25 protein-coding genes are annotated in these 23,047 nt (G+C 72.8%); 8 read left to right on the top strand and 17 right to left on the bottom strand.

What is annotated here, in order from left to right:
- Positions 1–5 precede the first annotated feature (5 nt).
- From ACWDRB_RS44725 to ACWDRB_RS44715, 3 genes are read right to left on the bottom strand one after another with little or no spacing between them, the layout of a single operon-like run.
- Entirely contained in the window at positions 6–767 is a 762-nt protein-coding gene (locus tag ACWDRB_RS44725) for an amino acid ABC transporter ATP-binding protein (RefSeq protein WP_449904708.1), read from the bottom strand.
- Positions 764–1,603, bottom strand: a complete 840-nt coding sequence (locus ACWDRB_RS44720; RefSeq protein ID WP_449904706.1) for an amino acid ABC transporter permease — start codon at positions 1,601–1,603, stop codon at positions 764–766. Before ACWDRB_RS44720 ends, ACWDRB_RS44725 begins: the two co-directional genes overlap by 4 nt.
- Complete coding sequence (locus ACWDRB_RS44715; RefSeq protein ID WP_449904704.1) at positions 1,600–2,454, bottom strand: ABC transporter substrate-binding protein; 855 nt, start codon at positions 2,452–2,454, stop codon at positions 1,600–1,602. The genes ACWDRB_RS44720 and ACWDRB_RS44715 overlap by 4 nt, the downstream gene beginning before the upstream one ends.
- A gap of 157 nt (positions 2,455–2,611) precedes the next feature.
- Between ACWDRB_RS44715 and ACWDRB_RS44710 the strand changes: the two genes are divergently transcribed.
- Positions 2,612–4,066, top strand: a complete 1,455-nt coding sequence (locus tag ACWDRB_RS44710; RefSeq protein ID WP_449904702.1) for a PucR family transcriptional regulator — start codon at positions 2,612–2,614, stop codon at positions 4,064–4,066.
- 62 nt (positions 4,067–4,128) lie between these two features.
- Here ACWDRB_RS44710 and ACWDRB_RS44705 read toward each other — a convergent pair whose 3' ends face one another.
- Both ACWDRB_RS44705 and ACWDRB_RS44700 read right to left on the bottom strand, forming a co-directional pair.
- Positions 4,129–4,329 (bottom strand): ferredoxin, encoded by a 201-nt coding sequence (locus ACWDRB_RS44705; RefSeq protein ID WP_449904700.1) that lies wholly within the window; start codon positions 4,327–4,329, stop codon positions 4,129–4,131.
- A gap of 13 nt (positions 4,330–4,342) precedes the next feature.
- A complete protein-coding gene (locus tag ACWDRB_RS44700; RefSeq protein ID WP_449904698.1) occupies positions 4,343–5,557 on the bottom strand; it encodes a cytochrome P450 in 1,215 nt (404 codons plus the stop codon).
- An 86-nt stretch (positions 5,558–5,643) separates the two neighbouring features.
- On the opposite strand from ACWDRB_RS44700, the gene ACWDRB_RS44695 reads away from it, so the two are divergent.
- Complete coding sequence (locus tag ACWDRB_RS44695; RefSeq protein ID WP_350732174.1) at positions 5,644–6,192, top strand: helix-turn-helix domain-containing protein; 549 nt, start codon at positions 5,644–5,646, stop codon at positions 6,190–6,192.
- A 52-nt stretch (positions 6,193–6,244) separates the two neighbouring features.
- On the opposite strand, the gene ACWDRB_RS44690 is transcribed toward ACWDRB_RS44695, so the two are convergent.
- From ACWDRB_RS44690 to ACWDRB_RS44680, 3 genes are all read right to left on the bottom strand, one after another.
- Complete coding sequence (locus ACWDRB_RS44690; RefSeq protein WP_449904696.1) at positions 6,245–7,408, bottom strand: NAD-dependent formate dehydrogenase; 1,164 nt, start codon at positions 7,406–7,408, stop codon at positions 6,245–6,247.
- A 96-nt stretch (positions 7,409–7,504) separates the two neighbouring features.
- Positions 7,505–8,425 carry a LysR family transcriptional regulator gene (locus ACWDRB_RS44685; RefSeq protein ID WP_449904694.1) on the bottom strand — a complete coding sequence of 307 codons (921 nt, stop codon included), beginning with the start codon at positions 8,423–8,425 and terminating at the stop codon, positions 7,505–7,507.
- A 48-nt stretch (positions 8,426–8,473) separates the two neighbouring features.
- Entirely contained in the window at positions 8,474–9,040 is a 567-nt protein-coding gene (locus ACWDRB_RS44680) for a TetR/AcrR family transcriptional regulator (protein WP_449904692.1), read from the bottom strand.
- Between the two features lie 104 nt (positions 9,041–9,144).
- Between ACWDRB_RS44680 and ACWDRB_RS44675 the strand changes: the two genes are divergently transcribed.
- A complete protein-coding gene (locus tag ACWDRB_RS44675; RefSeq protein ID WP_449904690.1) occupies positions 9,145–9,999 on the top strand; it encodes a nuclear transport factor 2 family protein in 855 nt (284 codons plus the stop codon).
- Between the two features lie 9 nt (positions 10,000–10,008).
- Here ACWDRB_RS44675 and ACWDRB_RS44670 read toward each other — a convergent pair whose 3' ends face one another.
- The 3 genes from ACWDRB_RS44670 to ACWDRB_RS44660 all read right to left on the bottom strand — a co-directional run bounded on the left by ACWDRB_RS44670 (position 10,009) and on the right by ACWDRB_RS44660 (position 11,738).
- Positions 10,009–10,824 (bottom strand): alpha/beta fold hydrolase, encoded by an 816-nt coding sequence (locus ACWDRB_RS44670; RefSeq protein WP_449904688.1) that lies wholly within the window; start codon positions 10,822–10,824, stop codon positions 10,009–10,011.
- 108 nt (positions 10,825–10,932) lie between these two features.
- Positions 10,933–11,415, bottom strand: a complete 483-nt coding sequence (locus tag ACWDRB_RS44665) for an NUDIX domain-containing protein (protein WP_449904686.1) — start codon at positions 11,413–11,415, stop codon at positions 10,933–10,935.
- 53 nt (positions 11,416–11,468) lie between these two features.
- Complete coding sequence (locus ACWDRB_RS44660) at positions 11,469–11,738, bottom strand: hypothetical protein (RefSeq protein WP_449904684.1); 270 nt, start codon at positions 11,736–11,738, stop codon at positions 11,469–11,471.
- Positions 11,739–11,800: 62 nt separating this feature from the next.
- On the opposite strand from ACWDRB_RS44660, the gene ACWDRB_RS44655 reads away from it, so the two are divergent.
- The 4 genes from ACWDRB_RS44655 (at position 11,801) to ACWDRB_RS44640 (ending at position 16,009) form a co-directional block, all read left to right on the top strand.
- The gene (locus ACWDRB_RS44655; protein WP_449904682.1) at positions 11,801–11,950 is read left to right on the top strand and encodes a hypothetical protein; all 150 of its coding nucleotides are present in this window, start codon (positions 11,801–11,803) and stop codon (positions 11,948–11,950) included.
- A gap of 412 nt (positions 11,951–12,362) precedes the next feature.
- Positions 12,363–12,866 carry a fasciclin domain-containing protein gene (locus tag ACWDRB_RS44650; RefSeq protein WP_449904680.1) on the top strand — a complete coding sequence of 168 codons (504 nt, stop codon included), beginning with the start codon at positions 12,363–12,365 and terminating at the stop codon, positions 12,864–12,866.
- A 163-nt stretch (positions 12,867–13,029) separates the two neighbouring features.
- A complete protein-coding gene (locus ACWDRB_RS44645; RefSeq protein WP_449904678.1) occupies positions 13,030–14,298 on the top strand; it encodes an FAD-dependent monooxygenase in 1,269 nt (422 codons plus the stop codon).
- On the top strand, positions 14,291–16,009 hold the full coding sequence (locus tag ACWDRB_RS44640) for a hypothetical protein (protein ID WP_449904676.1): 1,719 nt from the start codon (positions 14,291–14,293) through the stop codon (positions 16,007–16,009). Before ACWDRB_RS44645 ends, ACWDRB_RS44640 begins: the two co-directional genes overlap by 8 nt.
- A 13-nt stretch (positions 16,010–16,022) precedes the next feature.
- Here ACWDRB_RS44640 and ACWDRB_RS44635 read toward each other — a convergent pair whose 3' ends face one another.
- Complete coding sequence (locus tag ACWDRB_RS44635) at positions 16,023–16,391, bottom strand: barstar family protein (protein ID WP_449904674.1); 369 nt, start codon at positions 16,389–16,391, stop codon at positions 16,023–16,025.
- A gap of 12 nt (positions 16,392–16,403) precedes the next feature.
- Positions 16,404–16,817 carry a ribonuclease domain-containing protein gene (locus ACWDRB_RS44630; RefSeq protein WP_355202410.1) on the bottom strand — a complete coding sequence of 138 codons (414 nt, stop codon included), beginning with the start codon at positions 16,815–16,817 and terminating at the stop codon, positions 16,404–16,406.
- Positions 16,818–16,983: 166 nt separating this feature from the next.
- On the opposite strand from ACWDRB_RS44630, the gene ACWDRB_RS44625 reads away from it, so the two are divergent.
- Positions 16,984–17,370, top strand: a complete 387-nt coding sequence (locus ACWDRB_RS44625; protein ID WP_449904672.1) for a cupin domain-containing protein — start codon at positions 16,984–16,986, stop codon at positions 17,368–17,370.
- Between the two features lie 5 nt (positions 17,371–17,375).
- On the opposite strand, the gene ACWDRB_RS44620 is transcribed toward ACWDRB_RS44625, so the two are convergent.
- From ACWDRB_RS44620 to ACWDRB_RS44605, 4 genes are all read right to left on the bottom strand, one after another.
- Complete coding sequence (locus tag ACWDRB_RS44620; protein ID WP_449904671.1) at positions 17,376–18,380, bottom strand: ABC transporter permease; 1,005 nt, start codon at positions 18,378–18,380, stop codon at positions 17,376–17,378.
- Between the two features lie 152 nt (positions 18,381–18,532).
- Complete coding sequence (locus ACWDRB_RS44615; protein WP_350732201.1) at positions 18,533–19,477, bottom strand: hypothetical protein; 945 nt, start codon at positions 19,475–19,477, stop codon at positions 18,533–18,535.
- A complete protein-coding gene (locus tag ACWDRB_RS44610; protein WP_449904669.1) occupies positions 19,474–21,900 on the bottom strand; it encodes an AAA family ATPase in 2,427 nt (808 codons plus the stop codon). The genes ACWDRB_RS44615 and ACWDRB_RS44610 overlap by 4 nt, the downstream gene beginning before the upstream one ends.
- Entirely contained in the window at positions 21,900–23,039 is a 1,140-nt protein-coding gene (locus ACWDRB_RS44605; protein WP_449904667.1) for an exonuclease SbcCD subunit D, read from the bottom strand. The genes ACWDRB_RS44610 and ACWDRB_RS44605 overlap by 1 nt, the downstream gene beginning before the upstream one ends.
- Positions 23,040–23,047: the final 8 nt, after the last annotated feature.

Genomic DNA, 23,047 nt, shown 5'->3' with positions numbered 1-23,047 from the left:
TTCCTCTACAGGACCTTGGCCAGGAAGGCCCTGGTCCGCTCGTGCCTGGGCCGGGCGATCAGCTCGGCGGCCGGTCCCGCCTCGACGACCAGCCCGTCGTCCATGAAGACGACGTGGTCGGCGACCTCGCGGGCGAACCCGATCTCGTGCGTCACCACGACCATCGTCATCCCCGCTCCGGCCAGGTCCTTCATCACGTCGAGGACCTCGCCGACGAGCTCGGGGTCGAGCGCGCTGGTCGGCTCGTCGAACAGCATCAGCTTGGGCTTCATGGCCAGGGCCCGGGCGATGGCCACGCGCTGCTGCTGGCCCCCGGACAGCTGAGCGGGGAGGTGGCCGGCCCGCTCCTCCAGGCCGACCCGCCGCAGCAGGTCGAGCGCCTCCTGCCGGACGGCCTCGCGGGGGCGGCCGAGCACGTACACGGGCGCCTCCATGACGTTCTCCAGCGCGGTGCGGTGCGGGAAAAGGTTGAAGCGCTGGAACACCATGCCGATGTCCCGCCGCTGGTCGGCCACCTCGCGCGGGCGCATCTCGTACTTCTTGCCGCCGGAGCGGCGGTAGCCGACCAGGTGGCCGTCGACCCAGATCTCCCCGGCGTCGAGCCGTTCGAGGTGGTTGACGCAGCGCAGGAAGGTCGACTTGCCCGAGCCCGACGGGCCGAGCAGGCACACCACCTGGCCGGCGTGGACCGTCAGGTCGATGCCCTTGAGCACCTCGACCTTCCCGAAGCTCTTGCGCACGCCCCGCGCGCTGAGCAGTTCGTTCACGATCGGCCTCCGAACCGTCGTTCGAGCCGTGACTGGGCCAAGGTCAGCAGCGTGGTCAGGACGAGGTACCAGAGGCTGGCGACGATCAGCAGCGGGATCTGCTGGAAGTTGCGGCCGTAGATCAGCTGGGCGCTGGTCAGCAGGTCCGGGAGGCCGATGACCAGCACGAGGGAGGTGAGCTTGAGCATCGAGATCGTCTCGTTGGCGGTCGGCGGCACGATCACCCGGGCCGCCTGGGGCAGGATGACGCGCCGGTAGACCATCGCCGGCCGCATGCCCAGCGCCTCGGCGGCCTCCCGCTGCCCGTGGTCGACCGAGCCGATGCCCGCTCTGACGATCTCGGCCATGTACGCCGCCTCGTTCAGCCCGAGGCCGAGGATGGCCGCGGTGAACGGCGTGATCAGCGCGTTGACCGGCGCGGAGAAGAACTCGGGGCCGAAGGGGACGCCGAGGCTGATCCGCGGCATCACGGCGCCCAGGAAGAACCAGAACAGCAGCTGGACCAGGATGGGCGTGCCGCGGAAGAGCCAGACGTAGGCGGCGGCGACCCAGCGCAGCAGCGGATTGTCCGACAGCCGCATGATCGCCAGCGCGGTGCCGAGCACGGCGCCCGCCAGCATGGCCAGCGCCGTCAGCTCGACCGTGAGCAGCAGCCCGCGCATGATCGACCGCTCGAAGAGGTAGCCGGCCACCAGGTCGGGCCGGAGCGCCGGGGTGGTCACCACGAAGTTGACCGCCATCGCGGCCAGCACGGCGAGCACCGCGGCGGCCACCCACCGGCCGGGCCGCCGCAGCGGCACGATCGGCTCGGCCATGCGCTCCCGGGCGCTGGTCATGCGCCCGCGTTGATCGCGGCGTCCTTGAACGCCTGCGCCTGCAGGTTCCACTTGGCCAGGAGCTGGTCGTAGGTCCCGTTCGCGATGAGCTTCTTCAGCGCGGCCTGAACGGCGTCACGCAACTGCGGCTTGCTCTTCGGGACCGGGATGCCGACGGGAAGCGGGTCGATCGCGCTCACCGCGACCTCGAACTGCTGCGGAGCCTGCTTCACGCTGTAGGCCAGGGTCAGGTCGAGCGCGGCGACCATGTCGGCCCGCCCGGACTGCAGGGCCTGTACGGCGCTCGCCTGGTCGGGGAAGGGGACCTTCTCCACGGCCGGTTTTCCGGCCTCGGCGCACTTCTTCGTGACGTCGTCCACGAGCAGGTCGCCGGTCGCGGCCTTCTCGACCGCGACCTTCCTGCCGCACATGTCGAGGGTCTCCTTGACGCCCTGCGGGTTGCCCTTGGCCACCATGAGCGCCGATCCGGACTTGAGGTAGTCGACGAAGTCCACCTGCTCCTGGCGTTCCTTCTTGTCGAGCATGCTGGTCAGGCCGAGGTCGTAGCGGCCCGCGTTGAGGCCGCCGATGATGCCGTCGAAGCTGACGTTCTCGAAGGCGAACTCCACGCCCAGCACCTCGCCGAGCGCCTTGCCGAGGTCGGCGTCGAACCCGAGCACGGTCTTGTTGTCGGTGTCGAAGAACTCCATGGGCGGGAAGGAGACGCCGGAGGCCACCCGTATCTTGCCGGCCTGCCGGATGTCGGCCGGGAGCAGCTGGGCGGCCGCCTCGTCCTTCGCGCCCGCCGCGATCTCGGTCCTGGGCGCCGTCGTGGTGGTCTCCTCGGGCGCGGCGCAGCTGGCGAGGGTCAATCCGGTGAAGAGGGTAAGGACAAGTGCTCTTCTCATGTGGTGCCGTGCCTTCCCGAACGGGGCCTTCCGGAACAGGGGCGAATGACTACCGAGTGTGAAGGCCGTACCTCCAACCTTCAATCGGGGCAGCACTCAAGACCCGCCATATCCTTTGTGGGTGACCACAAAGGTGTCCGTGGAGGACCTGCTGCGCTCTCCCGCACTCCAGCTACGGCTCCTGGCCGGTGAGGCAGGGCTGGGGCGGTCGGTGTCCTGGGCGCACGTCAGCGAGCTCGACGACCCCACGCCGTGGCTGCTCGGCGCGGAGGTCATCATGACGACGGGGATCGCGATCCCGCGCCAGGCCGCCAGACAGCGCGCCTACCTGGAGCGGCTCGACGACGCGGGCGTGTCGGCGCTCGCCCTGTCGGCGCAGCTGCACGTGCCGCCACTGCACGACGCGTTCATCCAGGCCGCCGAGGAGCGGGGGATGCCCGTGCTCGAGGTGCCGCTGGCCGTGCCGTTCATCGCGATCGCCCAGGAGGTGGCCGCGGCCGTGCAGGAGGACGCCAGGCAGCGCCTCGGCGCGCAGCTGCAGGTGTTCGGGGCGCTGCGCTGGCTGGCGGCCGAGGACCTCGACAGCGCGACGCTGTTCAAGCGGCTGGAGCGGCTGTCCGGATACGAGGTCTATCTGTGCACCCCGCAGGGGCGGCCACTGCTGCCGGGGGTGCCGGTGCCCGACGTCGCGGTGCTGCCTTCCGAGCCGGAGGCGCCGCCCACCATCCCCGGCGGTTTCGTCCTGCCCGTGCCCGCGCCGGGAGGTCCGGCGGGCTTCCTCGTCGCCTTCGAGCGCCAAGGGGCCAGGCCCGCCGGGCTGGCCGTGGTGCAGCACATCGCCACGGTGGCCGCTCTGCAGGTGGCCATGGCCCGCAACGAGCGCGAGACGCTACGCCGCCAGGGCGCCGAGACCCTGTCCGAGCTGCTCCAGGACGTCCTCGACCCGGCCGCGGCGCGGCGGCGCCTGGTCAGGATGGGCATCCCCGTGGAGGCCGAGCTGGCCCTCCTCGTGATCAGGAACGTGCCCGACGAGGCCATCCACCGGGCGCTCGACGACGCGCCGCACCTGATGCTGCGCCGCGGCGACGACCGCTACGTGCTCGGCTCACCCGCCCTCGGCCCGGCGATCGCCGCGCTGCCGGGCGTCGCGGCGGGCATGAGCAGGCCGTTCCCGCCGGGGGAGTCCATGCAGATCCCCAAGCGGGAGGCGGTGTGGGCGGCCTCCTCGGCGTCCGAGTCGGGACGCGCGCTGATCCACTACGGCGACGACACCACCGGCCGGTGGCTGCCCGACGACCCGTGGGCGCTCACCGCGCTGGTCGAGAACGTGCTCGGCAAGGCGCTCGCCTACGACTCCGCGCACGGGTCCCAGCTCCTGACGTCCGTGCGGACCTGGATGGAGCGTGACCGGCGCACCGAGGACGCCGCGACCGCGCTGCACATCCATCCCAACACCCTGGCCTACCGCCTGCGCAGGTTCGCCGAGCTGACGGGCCGCGACCTGACGTCCACCGCCGCGTTCGCGGAGGTCTGGCTGGCCCTGCGGGCGGGTCGCCAGCTCGGTCTCATGGACTGACGCCGCGACACCTGGGGATGCCCGGCCCCGGGTGGCCGGGGCCGGGCGGGCGCGGTCAGGGCTCAGGCGTCCTCGTCCACCTGGATGGCGGCCCCCGGGCAGACGGCGGCGGCCTCACGCACGGCGGCATGCCGGTCCGCGGCGGGCTCGGCCTCCAGCAGGATGACGATGCCGTCGTCCTCGTTCTGGTCGAACACCTCCGGCGCGATCAGCACGCACTGGCCCGCGCCGCAGCACTTGGCCTCGTCCACGATGATCTTCATCTGGGTCTCCTCCTCACCAGCGGACCGGGACCTGGCGCAGGCCGCCGACCACGAGGCCCTCCACCCGGTGCAGCTCCTCCACCGGCACGGCCAGCTCCAGGCTGGGCAGCTTGCGCAGCAGCACCTCCAGGACGACCTGCAGCTCGGTACGGGCCAGGGACTGGCCGAGGCAGGAGTGGGAGCCGGAGCCGAAGGCCAGGTGCGGGTTCGGGGTGCGGGTCAGGTCCATCTCGGCGGCCGCGTCGAAGACGCTCTCGTCGCGGTTGGCGGCGGCCATGCTGCAGATCACGGTGGTGCCGCGGGGCAGCACCGTGCCGCTGACCTCGGTCTCCTCCTTCAGGTAGCGGGGCAGGCCGAAGCCGGAGTTGGCGTCGAAGCGCAGCACCTCCTCCACCGCCGTACGCACCAGCGACGGGTCGGCCAGCAGCCGCTCCCAGCGGGTGCGGTCGGACAGCAGCATCCCCACCATCTTGCCGATCATGTTGGCGGTGGTCTCGTGCCCGGCCACGAGCAGCCCCATCCCGGTGGCCAGCAGCTCGACGTCCGTCAGGCCCTCACCCTCGGCGGCGCTTGCCTCGATCAGCTCGCTGAGCAGGTCGTCGCCCGGCGTCACCCGCTTGGCGGCCACGTGCTCGGACATGTACTGGATGAACTCGGCCTGCGAGGCGTCGGTCTCCGCCTGGGTGAACTTGGTCAGGTTGAGCAGGCTGTCCGACCAGTGGGCGAAGCGGTCCCGGTCGGAGGCGGGCACGCCGAGCAGGTCGCAGATCACGTACACGGGCAGGGGGAAGCCCAGGGACGCCTTGAGGTCGCCGGGAGCGCCGTGCTCGACCATGTCGTCGATGAGCTGCTCGGCGATCTGCGCCATGGCGGGCCGCAGGGCGGCCATGCGCTTGGCGGTGAAGTACTTGCCGACCAGGCGCCGCCACCGCTGGTGCGGCTCCCCGCTGTCCGGGATGATCGCCGCCATCTCGCTGCTGAACAGCCCGCCGTCGTCGTTGGCCGACAGCCGGGCCGCGTCGGGCGCGTTCAGCAGGCGGGTGAAGCGGGGGTCGGCCAGCACCTGCTTGACGTCCTCGTACCGGGTGAGCAGCGTGGCCTCGTCGCCGCTGGGCAGCGTGACCCGCGCGACCGGGCACTTCCCCCGCAGGTCCGCCCACTCGGCGGGCGGCTCCAGCGCCGCCTCGCTCGGGATCGGATAGCTCAGGACCTGCTCGCTCTGCGTCATGCGGTATCTCCTCAAAAGGGTACGGAACTGGCGATGTTGCGCTCCAGGAATACCGGACGATGTCGTCCGGTTGCTACCGTACTCCTATGCCCAACACGCGTCGACCCAACAGAGGCCCCAGCGCCGCCGCCGAGAACCGCGCGGCGCTGATCGAGGCGGCCCGCGAGCTGTTCGCCACGGACGGCTTCGACGCGCCGCTCACCTCGATCGCGCGGGCGGCCGGGGTCGGCCAGGGCAGCCTCTACCGGCACTTCCCCGACCGCGTCAGCCTCGCGCTGGCCGTGTTCGACGACGGCATCAAGGCGCTGGAGGCGCTGGCCACCGATCCCGCGGCCACGCTCGACGACGTGCTGGCGCTGACGACCGATCAGGCGATCGCCTCGACGGCGTTCATCGCGATGGTCAGCGCCACGGATCCGCGCATCATGAGCCTGCGTTACCAGGTGGAGGCGCTGCTGGAGGGGCCGCTGGCCAGGGCGCGGGAGGCCGGCCGCGTACGCGAGCACGTCACCGCCGAGGATCTGGTGACGGCGTTGGGCATGATCGCGGGGCTGCTCGCCAAGATACCGGCGGACCTGCGGCGCGAGACCGCCGACAGGGCGTGGCTGCTGCTCCGCAAGGGCCTGGAGCCCTGATCCCCGGGGCGGCGGGCGCGGGAGGCGCCCGCCGCCTTCCGACCCGGTCGCGTCAACGCGTCCGGGTCGTGTAGGAGTGGGCGCCGGCCCCGGCCAGGGCGCCGCCCTCCACGATCAGGTACTCCTCGCGGATCGGCGTGCCCTCCAGCCACGATTCGAGGATCTCGCGGGTGCCGGCGGCGTAGCGGGCCTGGGCCGACAGGGAGGAGCCCGAGATGTGCGGGGTCATGCCGTGGTGCGGCATGGTCCGCCAGGGGTGGTCGGCGGGCGCGGGCTGGGGATACCAGACGTCGCCCGCGTAGCCGGCGAGCTGCCCGCTCTCCAGCGCGCGCACGATCGCGTCGCGGTCGGCGATCCTGGCGCGGGCGGTGTTGATCAGGTACGCGCCCCGCTTCATCGAGCCGATCAGCTCGTCGCCGAACAGTCCTTCGGTCTGCGGGTGGAGCGGCGCGTTGACGGTCACCACGTCGCAGTGCGGGACCATGGCGGCGGCGTCGGGGTGGAAGGTGAGCCCGAGCTCCTCCTCGACCTCGCGCGGCAGGCGGTGTTTGTCGGTGTAGTGCAGGTGCACGTCGAACGGCTTGAGCCGGCGCAGCACCGCCGTGCCGATGCGGCCGGCGGCGACGGTGCCGATGTGCATGCCTTCGACGTCGTAGGAGCGGGCGACGCAGTCGGCGATGTTCCAGCCGCCGTCCAGCACCGTCCGGTGGGAGGGCAGATAGTTGCGCACCAGGGACAGGATCATCATCACGACGTGTTCGGCGACGCTGATGCTGTTGCAGTAGGTGACCTCGGCGACGGTGATGCCGCGGGCGATGGCGGCGTCGAGGTCGACGTGGTCGGAGCCGATGCCGGCGGTGACGGCCAGCTTCAGCTTGGGTGCGCGGGCGATGCGCTCGGCGGTCAGGTACGCGGGCCAGAACGGCTGGGAGATCACCACGTCGGCGTCGGCCAGCTCACGGTCGAATTCGGAGTCGTCGCCGTCCTTGTCGGAGGTGACCACCAGGGTGTGGCCGCGTTCTTCGAGGAAGCGGCGCAGGCCCAGCTCGCCGGAGACGCTGCCGAGCAGGTGGCCGGGGATGAAGTCGATCGCCTTGGGGCTGGGCAGCGTCTGGCCGCCCGGGTAGCCGGTCAGCGCGGGCAGGTCGTCCCGCGCGTATGAGGTGGGGTATCCGTCGATCGGGTCGTCGTACAGCACGCACAGCACCTTGGCCATGGCCTCTGCTCCTCGTCGGTCGGGGGATGATCTCACTGTCCGCCGCCGTATATCCGCAGGTCAAAGCGTTTGTGCCTATCGGGTGATAGAGGGCTTCTATGCCAGGTGGTCGTGGGTGAGCCGGTCGAAGACCTCGCGCAGATCGAGGTCGCGGGCCAGGTCCAGCAGCGCCCGGGCCATCACCGATTCCGGGCCCGTGCCGGCCAGGACGAGCCCCACGCGCGGCTCCCGGGCGGGCCGCTCCAGCCGGACGACGCGCATGCCTTCGGGCACCCCGAACATGTGCAGCCAGGCGTGCGCGATGACGCTGGACCAGCGGTGGGTCGCGACGTGCGCGAACAGGGCCGAGACGGTGTCGGTCTCGATCGCGGGCACGGCCACCGCCCCGGCCTGCCGGAAGTTGGCGTCCAGGATGCGGCGGTTGCGCATCTCGGGGGCCAGCAGGCACAGCGGCAGCGCGGCCACCTCCGCCCAGCGCGCCACCCGGCGCTCGGCCAGCTCGCCGTCGGACGGGGTCAGCAGCAGGTAGCGCTCCTCGTAGAGGGGATGCACCTCGCCGAACTCCTCCTCGTCGTCGAGGTACGTCATCGCCATGTCGATCTCGAACTCGGCCAGCCGCCGCGTGATCTCCCGCGACGACAGCGAGGTCAGCAGGACCCGTACGTGCGGGTAGCGTTCGCAGAACGGCGTGGTCAGCAGCGAGGCGGCGGTCAGCGCGGTCGGGATCGCGCCCATCCGCAGCGTGCCCGTCAGCCCTTCGCGCATCTTCGACAGGTCCTGGCGCAGAGCGTCGGCGTCGGCGAGGATCCGGTGGGCCCACAGCAGCACCCGCTCGCCCTCCGGGGTCAGCCCGGCGAAGCGCTGGCCGCGCCGGACGAGGGGCACGTCCAGCTCGCGTTCGAGCTTGCGGATGGCCGCCGACAGCGACGGCTGGGAGACGTGACAGGCCGCGGCGGCACGGGCGAAATGCCGCTCCCGGGCCAGGGCCACCAGATACTCCAACTGGCGCAACAGCACGCCACAGGATGCCCCGCGGGCCCCTGCCGCGTCCATCTTTTCGCGGGGTCAGGGGCGGGGGCGCAGGGCGTCCAGCAGGAGCTCGGTCAGCCGGCCGGCGGGACGGTCGCTGTCGCGGGCGTGGCGTTCCATGGCGAGCGCCCCCGACAGCAGGGCCCGCAGGTCGGAGACGTCGACGTCGGCGCGGACGGCGCCGGCGCGCTGGGCGGCGCCGAGCAGGGCGCCGAAGGCCTCCCACACGTCGCGCTGGACGCCGTCGGAGGGCTTGACCGGCGATCCGGCGGCCTCCAGGGCGTCGCACAGCGCCTTGTTGAGCATCGCCTGATCGATCATCCGGCCCAGGAACGCGAGGAACTCCTCGCCGGGCCGCTCCGCCGCCGAGAGCGTGCGGGCCTCGTCGGCGAACTGCCCGATCCGGTCGTGGATCACGGCCTCGAACAGCGCCTCCTTGGAGGGGAAGTGCCGGTAGACCGTGCCGGCGCCGACGCCCGCCCGCCGGGCGATCTCGTCCAGTGGCACCGCCATGCCCTCGGCCGAGAACGCGGCCTCGGCGGCTTGCAGCACGCGGTCGCGGTTACGGCGGGCGTCGGCGCGCAGCGGCTTGTCCGGCGTCATCGATGGCTCCCTTCTAGACAAACGGGGCGCGCGTTCCGTATCGTCCAATCCTGAAACGGGGCGTGCGTTCCGATTCTATTCCGTTCTCTCCGAGGGGATTCACCATGTCCGAGAACCTTCAGGCGGTCGTCGAGCACCTGCGCCAGGCCCTGGCGAGCAGGGACGCCGACGCCTTCACCGCCGTGTTCGCCGACGACGCCGTCTATGAGCTGCGGTTCGGCATGCCCGGGCAGCCGCGCCGATTCGAAGGCGCGCAAACCATCCGTGAGCACATGAAACAGGGCGCCTCCGGCGGGATCGCTCGGCTGCTGAGCTTCGACGACGTCCACGCCACCGTCTACGAGGCCGCCGACCCGGAGGTGGTCGTCGTCGAGTTCGAGCCGGAGGGCAGCGCCGGTGGCACGCCGTTCCGGTTCGCCTCGTCGCTCGGAGTGATCCGCGTCCGCGACGGCGCCGTGGTCTCCTACCTCGACTATCCCAACGCCGTGGGCGCCGCCGAAGCCGTCGGCATGCTGCCCGAGCTGGCGGCCGTGCTCGCGCCCGTGCGGCCCGGGAGCGCCAGGGAGGTCGCCGCGCGGCTGATCGAGGTCTCGGCGACCGGCGACTACGAGGCGATGCTCGCCCTGTACGCGCCGGACGTGGTCATCGAGATCCCGTTCGCCCCGCCGGGCGTGCCCACGCGTTCGGTCGGCAGCGACCTCCTGCGTGCCCGGGTCGAGGCGGTGAAGGGGCTGTGGCGGTTCGAACGCGCGGACGCGGTCAACCTGCTGGAGACCGCGGACCCGGACGTGGTGGTGGCCGAGTTCACCCTGCACGGGTCCGTCACGGCCACGGGCAGGCCGTTCGCCTCCACGTACGTCATGATCGTGACGGTGCGGGACGGGCTCATCGTGCACTCGCGCGACTACGGCAACCCGATGGCCTCGGCCGAGCTGATGCGCGAGGTGGCCGGCGCGTGAGAGCCCCGGTCAGGGGGCGGTGAGCACCTCGATCAGCTGCTTGGCGAACTCCTCGGGGGCGTCGGTGAAGCTGTGCCCGCCGGGGAACTCGACCAGCCCGAGCCCGAGCCGCTCCGCCAGCAGCGCGGCCGGCCGGTAGGGCAGGTGCCCCCTGGTCTCGCGCCCGGCGGCCAGGACCAGCCGGTCGGAGACGCGGCCGAGCGCGGCCAGGTCGGGGACGTAGGACGTGAACTGCCGCAACTCATGCTCCATCATGATCGGAGCGTTGTTCATCAGCCGGGTCATCATCTCGGCGGCCCGGGGCGGCAGCGAGGCCGGGTCCGGCAGCGGCCGGAGGGTCCCGCCGATGCCCTCCATGAACCGGGCTGACGCGGCCGCGAGCCCCTGCTCGCGGAAGAGCCGGTGAACCTCCTCGACGAAGGCCCGCTGCGCGGCGGCGTCGGGGAGGACGGCGAAGCACGGCGGCTCGTGGGCGACCAGGCGGCGCACCCGCTCGGGGTGCCGGGCGAGCAGGTCGAGGCCGACGATGGCGCCGCTGCTGCCGCCGAAGACGTAGGCGGGCCGGTCGGGGGTGACGGCGTCGAGCAGCCGGCGGGCGTCCTCGCTCTGCACCTCGACCCGCTGGTCCACGGCCGGGCCGTCGAGGCGGCTGCGTGAGTAGCCGCGCGGGTCGAGGGTGATGAGCGTGAAGTGCTCGGCGAGCGGGCCGGCCAGTGCGTCGAAGATCGCCGCGTCACCGCCGCCGCCGGGCAGCAGCAAGAGTGCGGGTCCGTCGCCGCTGACCTCGTGGTAAAGCCTGGCGCCTGGTACGTCCAGCGTGGCCATGATGGTCCCCTTTCGGTCGCTCCTAGGAATGCTAGCCTATTTCCTAGAGTTCCTAGGTTTTGTGGCCGCGCGGAACGCATCACAGGTCCCTGGACGTACCGAGAGGGGCTACTGGGGGGTGAAGGGGAGGTAGACGGTGCGGGCGTCCTTGCGTGCCCGCCGTGCCGCCGGGATGCGGGCGGTGGTCGCGGCGGGGAGCAGCCCGGCCGCCTCGTCCCAGGGGAAGAAGCCGAAGTCGTCGAGCTCCGAGGCCTGCAGGACGATCTGGCTCGGATCCGTGACCGTGCCGCCGTCGAACAGGAAGTTGGCCATGCTCTGCGGCCGGTCGCCCACCGGCAGCACCCAATCCACCACCAGGAGCCGGCTCGCCGTCACGCGCAGTCCGAGCTCCTCCTCGACCTCGCGGACCGCGCACTCGTGGGGGTGCTCGTCGGCCTCCATGATGCCGCCGGGGATCGCCCAGTGGGGCCGGTAGTTGGGCTTGACCATGAGGACCCGGTCCTCGGTATCGGTGAGCAGCACGCACGCCGAGGCGTAGAACGCCGGAAGGGTCGCGTACCACTCGGCCGGCTCCAGGAACGACTTGCTCATCCGTCCACGCTACCCGTTCCGCCCCCGGGATCCCGGTAGCGCCGGGCCGTCTCTCAGCGCGCCGGCCCGGCCGCCACGCCGGCCGCGCGCTCGGGGGGCACCCCCGCCCCGGTCAGGATCGCGGTGGCCGCCCCCGGTCCGGAGTCCTCCCACAGGCCGGCGTTGACGCTCTCCAGCGGCGACAGCATCAGGGCGCCGAGGGCGGGCGCGAGCACCTCGGCGGGCAGGTGGTCGTGGAAGACGCCGTCGGCCTGCCCGCGCCGGACGATGGCGACGGCGTCGCGCCGCGCCGGGTCCGTCAGGCTCGCAGTCGCAGGACGCACTCGACCACCTCTCCCACGTCTTCCCCGAGGTCAGCGGCGCGTCGGCGCGGATGGTGGTGGTGATGCCGGAGCACGCCCGCGCCGACGTGCCCGCCGTCAGGAGCGCGGTGGAGGCGGCCGTACGGGACATCGAACGGCCCGACCAGGTCGCGGCGGCCGAGCCGCCGCTGCCCACGCACGGCGCGATCATCGCCCTGCGGCCGGTGCTCTGAACGCTTCTTAAAGGGACCCGACGCCCGCGGGCCCCGGCGGGCCGGGCCCGTCGGGTTCCAAACCTGCGCCGAGATATGGCGGGCAAAAGTTGTGGTGTACGGCTTTTGTGGCTTTTTGGGTGAAATGTAACTCCCGTGTTCTCAATGGCTGCCCACACTGGAGAGGCAGCCGGGGTGCGAGCCCGGGGCTGCGTTCGAGCCGTGGCAGGTTCGCCCGCCGCGGCACTCCGAACTCGGGGGGATCACAGTGAAACAAGTGCTTCTCGCGGCGGCGCTGGCGCTGGCCGCCGGTGCCACTGGTACCGCCGGCGCAGCTGTCCACACGCGTACGCCGGTGCCATCGCCGGAGGAAACGACCGCCGCCCCGGAGATGTCGCCGACTTCGCCAGAGATGTCGCCCACCTCTCCGGAAATGTCACCCACTTCTCCGGAAATGTCGCCCTCGCCGACCGCCGCCAGCCCGTCCGGACCCGGCTGCTCCGCGATCGAGGGCAACCTGGCCGAGGTCGCGGACCAGCCCGTTGGCACCGCACTCTCCAAGATCTCCGAGCTGTCCAAGCTGTCGGAGGCGGTGAAGAAGGCCGGGCTCGAGGAGAAACTGGACTCCGCCACGGACATCACGGTCTTCGCGCCGGACAACAAGGCGTTCGACGCGATCCCGAAGGAAGCCCAGGACAAGCTCATGGCCAACAAGGAAGCGCTGACCAAGCTGCTGTCCTACCACGTCGTGATGGGCAAGAAGGCGCCGTCCGACCTGGTCGAGGGCGCCACGCTCAAGACCATGCAGGGCGGGTCCCTGACCGTGAAGGGCTCCGGTGAGAACCTCACCATCAACGACGCCAAGATCGTCTGCGGCGGCGTGAAGACGAGCAACGCCACCGTCTACATCGTCGACAAGATCCTGCTGCCCCACTGACGGGATCTGCCCTATCGGGGAGCGCGGTCACCATCGGCCGCGCTCCCCGCCGGCTCCCGTCCTTCCCTGCGGGTGTGCCGCCATCGAGGCGGTTGAGCGATCGCTTAAATCAGTCTATGGTCTGATTAAGCAGTCGCTCAAAAGGATGTCGGGGGTGCGGGTCGTGCCTGCTGCGGTCGTGGTCGGCGGGGGGATCGGAGGGTTGGCGGCGGCGATCGCGCTGCACCGGATCGGGTGGCGGGTGACCGTGCTGGAGCGGGCCGTCGAGTTCGGCGAGATCGGGGCGGGGCTGGCGCTCTGGCCGAACGCCACGCGCGCCCTCGCCGCGTTGGGCCTGGCCGACCGGGTACGGGCGATCGCCGGCGTGGAGACCGTGGGCGGGGTGCGGGACCGGGCCGGGCGATGGTTGTCCAGGACCGACAACGCCGACGTGGCGAGGCGTCACGGGTGGCCGCTGCTCATGGTGCACCGGGCCGAGCTGGTGCGGGTCCTCGTGGCGGCACTGCCGGCGGACCTCCTGCGACCCGGCGTCGAGGTGCAAGCCGTGCGGCCGGACGGCGACGGGGTGGTGGTCGAGTATCGAGGCGGGCAGGTGCGGGCGGACCTGGCAGTAGGGGCCGATGGGATCCGTAGCCGGGTGCGGCGGCAGGGGTGGCCGGAGGCGCGGGCGCCTCGGTATGCCGGGTGTACGGCGTGGCGGGCGGTGACCGAGCCGCTGGGCGGGCGAGGCGCCGAAGGGGCGATTTTCTGGGGGCGCGGAGAGCGCTTCGGGTTCGCCGCGCTGCCGGGCGGGCGGTTCTACTGCTTCGCTGCGGCCCGGGCGCCCGAAGGCGGCGAGGAGGACGCGTACGCGGGGCTCGTGAGCAGGTTCGGCGGCTGGCCCGATCCGGTGCCCGAGTTGCTGGCGGCCGTGCCCGAGGACGCCGCGCTGCGGCACGACGTGTACGCGATGCCGCCGCTGGCCACGTACGTGCGGGGGAGGGTGGCGCTGCTGGGGGACGCGGCGCACGCGATGGACCCGGCGCTGGGGCAGGGGGCGGGCACGGCGCTGGAGGACGCGGTCACGCTGGCCGCCTGCCTGCGTTCGGACCGCGACGTGGACGTGGCGCTCGCACGGTACGACCGGGTGCGGCGGCCCCGTACCCAGGCGATCCTGCGCCGATCGGCCCGGATGGGGGCGGCGTCCCTGATGGCGTGGGGACCGGGGGCGTGGTCACGGAACCTCGCCGCCCGCATGGTGCCGCCCGGGCTGCTGCTGCGGTCGATGGATCCACTCGTCGGATGGACGCCACCCGAGTCGGCGGAACAGGGCACCGACCCGCCGCCCGAGCTCGATGGAATGCCGGACGGACAGCCGGGTGGAATGCCGGACGGACTGCCGGGTGGAGGGCCGGACGGAGGACGGGGTGGAGGGCCGGGGAGCGATGCCTGACTGGACGTACCAGCCGCTGCGGGGGATCGCGGGGGCGCTGCTGGGCGTACGGCGGTCGCGGCGGATGGCGCTGCGGACGCTGGCCTGGACGGGATCGCTGCCCGGCGGCGGGCGGGCGGTCGCGCGGCTGCTCGGGCATCGGCACCCGCCCGCGCACCTTTCGGGCACCGTGGGCGGGGTGGCGGTGCGCAGCCGGCTGGGCGCGGCGGTGCCGCCGGAGGTGGCCCGGGACGCGGTACGCGCGCTGCCGCCGCTCGGGGCGGGACTCATCCTGGTGGAGCCGGTCGGGCTCGCTGACGTGCCGCTGGTACGGGAGGCGGCGGCGGGCAGGCGGGTGCCGCTGCTGGTCCGCACGGGGGACCCGGCCGTGACCGCCGCCCTGGCAGCACACGTGGACGCGATCCTGCCGACGGACGACGAGGAGCAGCCTCGGGCGGAGCGCGGCGAGGAGGAGCTTCGGCCGGGGCGCGACGTGGAGTGGCCTCGGTTGGACCAGGGCGTGGAGGAGCCCCAGGCAGAGCGCGGCGTGCCCCGGGGGGAGCGCGGAGTGGAGGCGGGTGGGGTCGAGCGCGGCGTGGGGGTGGGCGGGGCCGAGTGTGGTGTGGGGGTGTGTGAAGGGGGCATCGTGTTGCCTGCTTCCCCGGCCGTTGGAGCGGCGGCCCGCATCCTGGCCGATCCCGCCAAGATCGTGCTCGCCACACCGGCCCTGCTGATCGAGGCAGGCCCCGGGTGGTTCGGGCGGGTGATGGAGGCGGCGACCCCCACCGCGCCCGCCCCCTCGCTGCGGGCTGTCGGCCGTGACCCCCGACGGTGGCCCGGCTGGTGGTGGGGGCTGGTGACCGGTGTCGTCATCGCGGTTGCCGGGCTCGTCGCCGCGGCGATCGCGCTCGGGCCGGTGCTGCTCTGGTACGACCGCGCCTTCCTCGACATGGACCAGGAGGCGTTACACGCCGTCAACCACCACCTGGTCCACTTCCTGCGGCACGACCGGATCACGCTGGCGGGCACGATGGTGGCCGTCGGCGTCCTCTACCTCGGACTCACCGCCGGGGGCATGCGCCGCGGGTGGCCGTGGGCGCGCGAGGCGTACCTGGTCTCGGGGGCGATCGGGTTCGCCGCCGTGCCCTACCTCTTCACCCACGGGTACGTGGAGCCGCTGCACACGGCGCTGGCCGTCGTGCTCCTCCCCATGTTCCTGGCCGCGGCCCGGCGGCCCCGGGAGCGCCCTCGATGGACCTCCCGCCCGGACGGACCCGAACGCGAACGCCGCCGGGCGCTCACCGGTCAGCTCCTCATGGTGGTCACCGGGGCCGGGCTGTTCGTCGGTGGCATGGCCGTGTCGGCCGTCGGTCTCGGCGGCGTCTTCGTCCCGAGCGACCTGGAGTACCTGGGAACCGGGCCGGACGCGCTGCGGGCGGCGGCCGGGACGCGGCTGCTGCCGTTCGTCGCGCACGACAGGGCCGGGTTCGGCGGGGCGCTGCTGGCCGCCGCGGCGGCGATCACCCTGCTGAGCGCCTGGGGATGGCGGCGGGGTGAGTCGTGGGTGTGGTGGACGCTGTCGCTCGCGGCCGTCGCCGGGTTCGTGCCCGCCGTCCTCACCCACCTGGCCATCGGGTACGTCGACCTCTGGCACCTCGCGCCGGTCCTGTTCGGGATGGCGCTCACGGCGACCGCCCTGACGCTCTCCCGCCCGTACCTGTGCTCCGCATAGTGCTCGCCCTGGCTCAGCTCAGTGCGGCGGCGGTCCGCTCCCGGAGCAGGGCCTCATGGGCGGGCTCGGTGTTCAGGGTGACGGTCAGCCCGGCTTCGGCGGCGTCGGAGAGGACCGCCAGCAGCGTGGCGAACTGCTCGGGAGGCTCGTCGCCGAGCAGTTCCTCGGCGTGCGCCACGAACAGGGCGACGGCGCCGGTGTCGCGCAGCGAGTCGGTGAGCGCGTCCCAGTTGCGGCCGAAGTAGGCGGGCAGGCGCAACACCCGCGCCACCTCCTCGAAGAAGGTGGCGCGGGTCCGGCAGGCCCGCCCGTCGACCACCGCCGGCGCCGGGCCGGTGGACACCGTGAGCCAGGACGGCAGCGGACGTTCGGCGGAGGTCATGGGCGTGCGTCCCTACAGGCGGTAGAAGTCGGTGTAGTGGTTGGGCGAGAACCACACCACGCCGGTGCTGCGGTTCACGACGATCCGGTACGCGTCACGCGCGGCCCCGCGCGCCCGGGAGTACACGTCGTACTCATAGTAGGTGGCGCCGCTGGGCAGCTGGCCCTCGCGGTTGTAGAAGCGCCCGCCGGTGTAGTTGTAGCGGCCGTCCGGCCAGGAGTACCAGCCGCTGGAGGTGGGGTAGCCCTTGGAGGCCCAGGTCGAGCTGGCCGAGCGCGCGTCGGAGCACCGCGAGATGGTGCAGGAGTTGTAGACCGACGCGTTGGCGGGGGTGATGCCGACCAGGCCGATGAGGGACACGAAGGCGGTGAGGACGACGGTGAGCCTCACCGGCCAGGAACGTCCGGAGCGTTGCGGGGTGTGCACGAAGCCTCCTCGTGGGGGGTGCGACGGACACCGCAATGATCCCCGCAGAATGGGGCAAATAACGACAAAGATCACTAAAGGAAAGATGAACACTCGGAATTGGTCCAATCGGTCGGACCGCAAATGGCCCATCTCATAGGGCCGAATGGCCCATAGCCTCCTGGACATGCAATCCAACACCGTCCTGACCCTCCTTCAGGAGCAGCACCCCACGGTCCCCGAAGGGGCCTGCTCGATGACCGCCCTGATCGAGCTGCCACCGGGGGACCCAGGCACCCCGCCGCACCGCCACGCCGGCCCGGTCTTCGGCTACATGCTCGAAGGAGAAATGATCTTCGAGCTGGAGGGCGAGCCCGAGCGGGTCATCCGCGCCGGCGAGGCCTTCTGGGAGCCGGGCGGTGACGTCATCCACTACCAGGCTGCCAACAACCTCCCCGACACGTGGAGCCGTTTCGTCGTCGTGATGCTGTGCGCCTCGGGCGAGCCGATGCTCACCCTGGTCGGCGAGGAAGAGCTCGAACGCCGCCGAGACCGCCGCGCCCCACGCGGCTGACCGGCTCATGAGGGGGCGTCGGTGCGGCCCCCGGGATGGCGTTTGCGCCAGATCAGGAAGACGACGCAGGACACCAGCGACCACGCCCCCAGCACCAGGAACGGCATCAGGCTCTGGTGGCCGCGGAAGTAGACGGCGGTGTGCTGGGCGTTGACCGACGCCCCCGGCGGCAGCCAGCGGCCGATGACGCCCAGCGGTGACGGCAGCAGCGGCCACGACACCGCCCCGCCGGAGGAGGGGTTGCCCAGCAGCACCATCAGCCCCCAGGTGGGAAGCATCGCCCAGCGTCCGAGGAAGGTGTGGAACATGGTGAACACCATCCCCGTCGCGAACATGGTCAGCGCCAGGATCAACCACGACTCCAGGACCGGCAGCTTCAACGCGCCCAGCAGCCAGTCCACGATCGCCACGATGGCGAACGCCCCGAGCCCGGCGTAGGCGGCGGTGAAGGCGATCCGCTCGCCGGGATTGAGCTGGGCGGCGTTGGCGCTGAGCTGGGCCGCCCCGGTGAAGCCGATGATCACGGCGGCGAGCGTGATGTAGAAGATCGCCAGGCCGCGCGGGTCGGCTCGCTGGAGCGGCTTGATGTCCCTCATCGTGAGGCGCACCCCCACCCGGGCGGCGACGCGTGGAGCCTGCTCGACGAGCAGCAGCGCCACCGACGCGCCCGAGGCGCTCGAGACGTCCATCTCGACGTCGTTCCCGCGCACCGCGAATATGGCGAAGGCCCGCTGCTCCTCGATGGCCCTGACGGCGTCGGCGTACGTCCGCTGGAAGCGCAGGACGAGCGAGGACTCCAAAGACTGCTCCAGACCGGCGACGAAGGCCTTCCCGCGTACGGTCTGGGCGCTGACGCCGACGACCGCCACGGGCATGTGGTGCGGTGTCGGGGAGGCCATGGCGTACGTGTACGACCCGGCGAACAGCCCCGCCCCCGCCGAGAGGATCAGCGCCAGGACGGACGCGGGAAAGTACGACGATCGCTTGAAGGCCGCCCACCAGTCACCCATGCGCCCACGCTAGGCAGGCGCCCGCCGGTCAGGGCCGCTGACATTCCCTCCCTGACGGCTAGCGAAGCCTTTCGTGACGGGCCCGTTCCCAGAACGCGCCGGCCCGCGATGGAGCACGTGGCCGACCGGCCGTCGCCGTGCGGAGCGGGCGGTTATCCGGCCGCCGCCGTGCGCAGCGCGCGGTAGAGCAGGCGGCTGTCGCCCAGGTGGTGGCGCAGGAGCTTCTCCAGGCCGCCGATGGGGACCAGGTTCTGCGGCGCGCGCGGGTCCTTGTAGTCCACGCCGGCCAGCGGCGGCAGGGCGAGGGTGACCGCGTCGGCCAGCCGTACGACCTGGGCCGGGTCCAGCTCGGCGCTGGCCTCGCAGCGCGCCACGCCCGCCCACGGCGCGGACGACTGGACGGGAAGCCGCAGGTACCAGGCGTGCCGCCGCCAGCTCGTGCCCATCAGGAACACGGGCGTGCGCTGGCCCGGCGCGAGCGCGGCGACCACCGCGGACTGCGGCGGCGGCAGGTAGGCGGTGTGATGGGTCTTGATGTAGCCGATCGTGCGCGGCAGGTGCGTACGCCCCCGCAGCGGCCCGTCCACCAGCAGCAGGTCGTCGCCGCGGTCGCGGTGCCGCACCGCCAGGTCCACCTCCAGCTGGGTGACCAGCCGCTGCAACGCCAGGGACAGCTCCTCGAAGCTCGCGTCGGCGGCCTTGCTGGGCTCGTACGTGGCGTGCGTGGTCTTGACCTCGGGCGTGTGCGGCGAGGCGGAGATCAGCGACCGGTTGACCTGGATCGCCGCCAGGTCGGCGCCGTCCGGGCCGCAGCGGACGATGCCGGCCGCGTACGACGCCGCGATCCCCGGGACGGGCATGGGCGCGTCGGGATCGTCGACCCACACGCGGGCGTCGATCCTGCGGACCCCGTCGGCCACCAGCAGCGTTTCGGGAGGGGAGGCGTCGGGCCCGGGTGTGACGGGCTTCCAGTCGGCGGCCGGCCGCTCGATGTCGATGACCAGCTCGGCGCTGGTGGCGCCCATCTCGGAGAGGTTCTCGACGGCGAGGGCGGCGGCGTAGCCGGGGTCCCACGGGTCGACGGTGAATCCCGTCATGGAGCGATGGCCGCCTTCCGCACGTGGGAGCCCTTGCCGTCGCGCCTGACCTCGAAGCGCACCGGCACGCGATCGGCCAGCGCGGGCACGTGCGTGACGACGCCGATCAGGCGGTCCTGGCCGGCGGCCAGGCGTTCGAGGGTGCCGGCCACGGTGTCGAGCGTGGCCGGGTCGAGCGTGCCGAACCCCTCGTCCAGGAAGATCGAGTCCAGGCCCCGGGCGACGGCGCCGGACAGCGCCAGGGCCAGCGCGAGGGCGGCCTGGAAGGTCTCGCCGCCGGACAGGGTGCGGGCGCTGCGCCGCAATCCGGCCTCGCCGTAGTCGATGACCTCGATGTCGCCGGTCTTGTCGCCGAGGGCCAGCTCGTACTGGCCGTCGGACAGCTCGCGCAGCGTGTCGGAGGCCGAGGCGACCAGCACGGCCAGGGCCTCGGCGCACAGCCAGCGCTCGAAGGCGTTGGCCCGCAGGCGCAGGGCGAGCTCGTGGGCGACCTTGGCCTCGTGCTCCTTCCCCGAGACCTGGAGCTCGAGGTCGGCGGCGCGCTTACGCTCCTCCCTGAGGCGCTCGAGGGCGCTGTCGGCGCGGGCGACGGTCCCGGCGACGGCGGCGCCGAGCTGGTCGGGCGAGGCGTCGCGCGGGGCGACCACGCCGTGCTCGGCCAGCCGCTCGGTCAGCCGGCGGCGGTCGGCCGTGAGCCGGGCGCGGGCCTGCGCGAGCTGCTCCTCGCGCTCGGCCAGCTCGGCGCGGGCGGCCTGCGCGGCCCGGTCCCGCCAGCCGAGCAGCTCGGTCCACGCCTGGTGCAGGTCGCGCCGGTCGAGGAGCGGCGGCGGGTCCTCCTGCCGGCCGGAGACGAGCAGCCGGTCGCGGGCCGCCTCCAGCTCCCGCCAGGCGCTCTCGGCCTGCCGCTCGGTGCGCTCGGCGCCGGCCCGCGCCTCGTCCAGCTTCCCGCGGGCGGCGCGCAGCGCCCTGCGTGCCTGGGTGGCCAGCTCGTCGGCCTTGGCGATCGCGGCCAGCCGGCCTTCGAGCTCGGCCCGGTCCCCGGGGGCGGGCAGCGCGGCCAGCTCGGACTCCGCCCGCTCGGCCTGCGCGGTGAGCATCGACGCCGAGGTCTCGGCCCGCGCGTGGGCGGCCCTGGCGCGCTCGGCACGTTCGCGGGTGCCCGCGAGGACGCGGTCGGCGGCGCGGATGTCGGCGGGCGGCTCGTGCCGGGGCAGCTCGGAGACGGGGTGCCGGCAGACCGGGCACGGCTCGCCCACGGCCAGCCGCGGGACCAGGTGGGCGGCCGCGTGGGCGTCGCGCAGCCGTTCCCGCTGGGTCTCGGCGGCGGCCAGCGCCTCCTCGGCGGCTTCCCGCGCGCCGGCCAGGTCCCGCAGCGACGCGGCGGCCGTCGCGGCCTCGGCGCGGGCGCGGGCGGCGTCGGCGGCCAGGCGCTCGCGGGCGTCCAGCGCGGTCAGCGCCGCCCGAGGCGCGCCCCGGTCGCCCAGCGCGGCCAGCGCCTCGTACGCCTCGTGGTCGTCGGCCTCCAGCGTGGCCACCTCGCCGGTCAGCGCCTCGACCGCCTCGGCGGCGGCGCGGCGGGCCGAGGCCAGCGTGGGCACGGCGGCGGGCATGCGCAGCGCCGACAGCATCGACCGGCGCTCGGCCATGACGGCCAGCTCCTGCTCGGCGCGGCGGATGTCGCCCTCGCGGGCCCGCAGCAGGTCCAGGTCGGCGCCGATGGTCTCGGCCAGCCGCCGCAGCGCCGCCAGCCGCTCCGCCAGCTCCCGCTCGGCCTCCGCGGTCGCGCCGGACAGCTTGGTGAGCTGGTCGCGGGCGAAGGAGGCGGCCTGCTTGGCGGCCTCCTCCTCGCGGGCGGCGCTCTGCCTGATCCGCTCGTAGACGTCGGCGTCGAGCAGCTGCACCAGCAGGTCCTGCCGCTCGCGCGGCGCCGCGTGCAGGAACTCCGCGAAGCGCCCCTGCGGCAGCACCACGCACTGGGTGAAGAACCGGTATTCCAGTCCGGTCACCCGCTGCGCCTCCGGGGTGACGTTCTCGCCCTCGGCGAGCGGCTTGACCACCGCGTCGAACGCCTGCTCGAGCGGCGAGGCCGGGTCGAGCTCGTCGAGCCTGGCCTCCTTGGTGCGCACCGCGCCCTTGGCGTCGCGCACCATCGACCGGGCCACGCCGAAGCGCCGCCCGTTGCTGTCGAACACCATCGCCACCTTGCCGGCCGCGACGGACGGGGCAAGGGCGTGGGCGATGGAGTTCTCCCTGCCCCAGCGCGGCACCGTGCCGTAGAGGGCGAAGCAGATCGCGTCGATGATCGTGCTCTTGCCGGCGCCGGTCGGGCCCACGAGCGCGAAGTATTCGGTGTCGGAGAAGTCGACGGTCACCGGCTCGCGGAAGCTGCCGAAGTGGTCCAGGTGCAGCAGGAGGGGTCGCATCAGCCGGTCACCTCGTCGTAGAGCCGGTCGAACAGCGTGGCCACCTGCTCGTCGTGGCGGCCGGTGGCGGTCAGGTATTCGCGGAACAGCTCGCGCGGGCTGCGCTCGGCCGAGCCGGTCCTGCGCGTGGCGGGCACCGGCCGGAACCGCTCGTCCAGGACCACGTCCACGGCGCCGTTCAGCAGGCCGCGCACGTCGTCGGCGAGGCCCACCCGGGGTTTCTCCTCCACGATCACCTTGAGCCAGTCGTCGCCCGGCTCGATGGCCTCCAGCTGCTCCAGCGTGCCGCGTACGGTGCGCAGCCGCCGCGCCGAGGCGAAGGCCAGCTCCCGCACCACGGCGGGCTTGCCCGGGGTGACCTCGACCAGCAGCGCGCCCGGGGTGTTGCCCTCCTCGCCGAAGTCGACGGCCAGCGGCGAGCCGCTGTACCAGATCGGGCACGGGCCGGGGATCTGCTGGCGGCGGTGCAGGTGGCCGAGGGCGGCGTACTGGGTGGCGGTCGGGAACGCGGTCGGCTCGAAGTAGTAGGAGAAGATCGACTGCGCCTCCCGCTCGCCGCCGCCGAACGCCCCGCCGGGCAGGGTGCCGTGGGTGGTGACCAGGTTGACGGTGTCGGCGTGGAAGCCGGCGGTGAGCGCGCCGATCAGCTCGCCGATGCGGGCGGCGTAGTCGCGGTTGTGGTCGGCGGCGGTGCCGGTGAGGACCTCGGCGGCGCGTACGACGTAGCGGTGCGACAGGAACGGCAGCACCGCCAGCCGCACCGGCTCGCCCGAGCGCGCCGTGAAGGCCAGCGTGCCGCCCGCGTCCGGGCGCCGGAACGAGCCGATGACGTGCAGGCCCAGCTTGCCGAGCACCGGCCGGTAGACCTCCAGCAGCTGCGGGTTGTCGTGGTTGCCGGCCAGCACGATCACGTCCCTGCCGTCGCCGCGCAGCGCCATGAGCGCGTTGAGCACCAGCGACTGGGCCTCGGGCGTGGGCGCCGAGGTGTCGAACAGGTCGCCGGCCACGATGACGGCGTCGACGTCGTGGGTGCGGGCGGCGGCGACCAGCTCGCGCAGGACCTCCCGGTGCTCGTCGAAGCGGGGGCGGCCCTTGAGCACCTTGCCCACGTGCCAGTCCGCGGTGTGCAGGATCTTCACGAAACCAC

It is taken from the genome of Nonomuraea sp. NPDC003707, from assembly GCF_053587055.1.
This window is presented reverse-complemented; position numbering and strand designations above follow the sequence as displayed.

Coding starts and splice junctions, on each gene's coding strand:
- ACWDRB_RS44615 (WP_350732201.1), bottom strand. CDS start 19,477: ATGACGGGATTCACCGTCGACCCGTGGGACCCCGGCTACGCCGCCGCC.
- ACWDRB_RS44610 (WP_449904669.1), bottom strand. CDS start 21,900: ATGCGACCCCTCCTGCTGCACCTGGACCACTTCGGCAGCTTCCGCGAG.
- ACWDRB_RS44635 (WP_449904674.1), bottom strand. CDS start 16,391: ATGACCTCCGCCGAACGTCCGCTGCCGTCCTGGCTCACGGTGTCCACC.
- ACWDRB_RS44655 (WP_449904682.1), top strand. CDS start 11,801: ATGCCGGAGCACGCCCGCGCCGACGTGCCCGCCGTCAGGAGCGCGGTG.
- ACWDRB_RS44720 (WP_449904706.1), bottom strand. CDS start 1,603: ATGACCAGCGCCCGGGAGCGCATGGCCGAGCCGATCGTGCCGCTGCGG.
- ACWDRB_RS44670 (WP_449904688.1), bottom strand. CDS start 10,824: ATGGCCACGCTGGACGTACCAGGCGCCAGGCTTTACCACGAGGTCAGC.
- ACWDRB_RS44700 (WP_449904698.1), bottom strand. CDS start 5,557: ATGACGCAGAGCGAGCAGGTCCTGAGCTATCCGATCCCGAGCGAGGCG.
- ACWDRB_RS44690 (WP_449904696.1), bottom strand. CDS start 7,408: ATGGCCAAGGTGCTGTGCGTGCTGTACGACGACCCGATCGACGGATAC.
- ACWDRB_RS44665 (WP_449904686.1), bottom strand. CDS start 11,415: ATGAGCAAGTCGTTCCTGGAGCCGGCCGAGTGGTACGCGACCCTTCCG.
- ACWDRB_RS44705 (WP_449904700.1), bottom strand. CDS start 4,329: ATGAAGATCATCGTGGACGAGGCCAAGTGCTGCGGCGCGGGCCAGTGC.
- ACWDRB_RS44675 (WP_449904690.1), top strand. CDS start 9,145: ATGTCCGAGAACCTTCAGGCGGTCGTCGAGCACCTGCGCCAGGCCCTG.
- ACWDRB_RS44650 (WP_449904680.1), top strand. CDS start 12,363: ATGTCACCCACTTCTCCGGAAATGTCGCCCTCGCCGACCGCCGCCAGC.
- ACWDRB_RS44695 (WP_350732174.1), top strand. CDS start 5,644: ATGCCCAACACGCGTCGACCCAACAGAGGCCCCAGCGCCGCCGCCGAG.
- ACWDRB_RS44620 (WP_449904671.1), bottom strand. CDS start 18,380: ATGGGTGACTGGTGGGCGGCCTTCAAGCGATCGTCGTACTTTCCCGCG.
- ACWDRB_RS44680 (WP_449904692.1), bottom strand. CDS start 9,040: ATGACGCCGGACAAGCCGCTGCGCGCCGACGCCCGCCGTAACCGCGAC.
- ACWDRB_RS44640 (WP_449904676.1), top strand. CDS start 14,291: ATGCCTGACTGGACGTACCAGCCGCTGCGGGGGATCGCGGGGGCGCTG.
- ACWDRB_RS44625 (WP_449904672.1), top strand. CDS start 16,984: ATGCAATCCAACACCGTCCTGACCCTCCTTCAGGAGCAGCACCCCACG.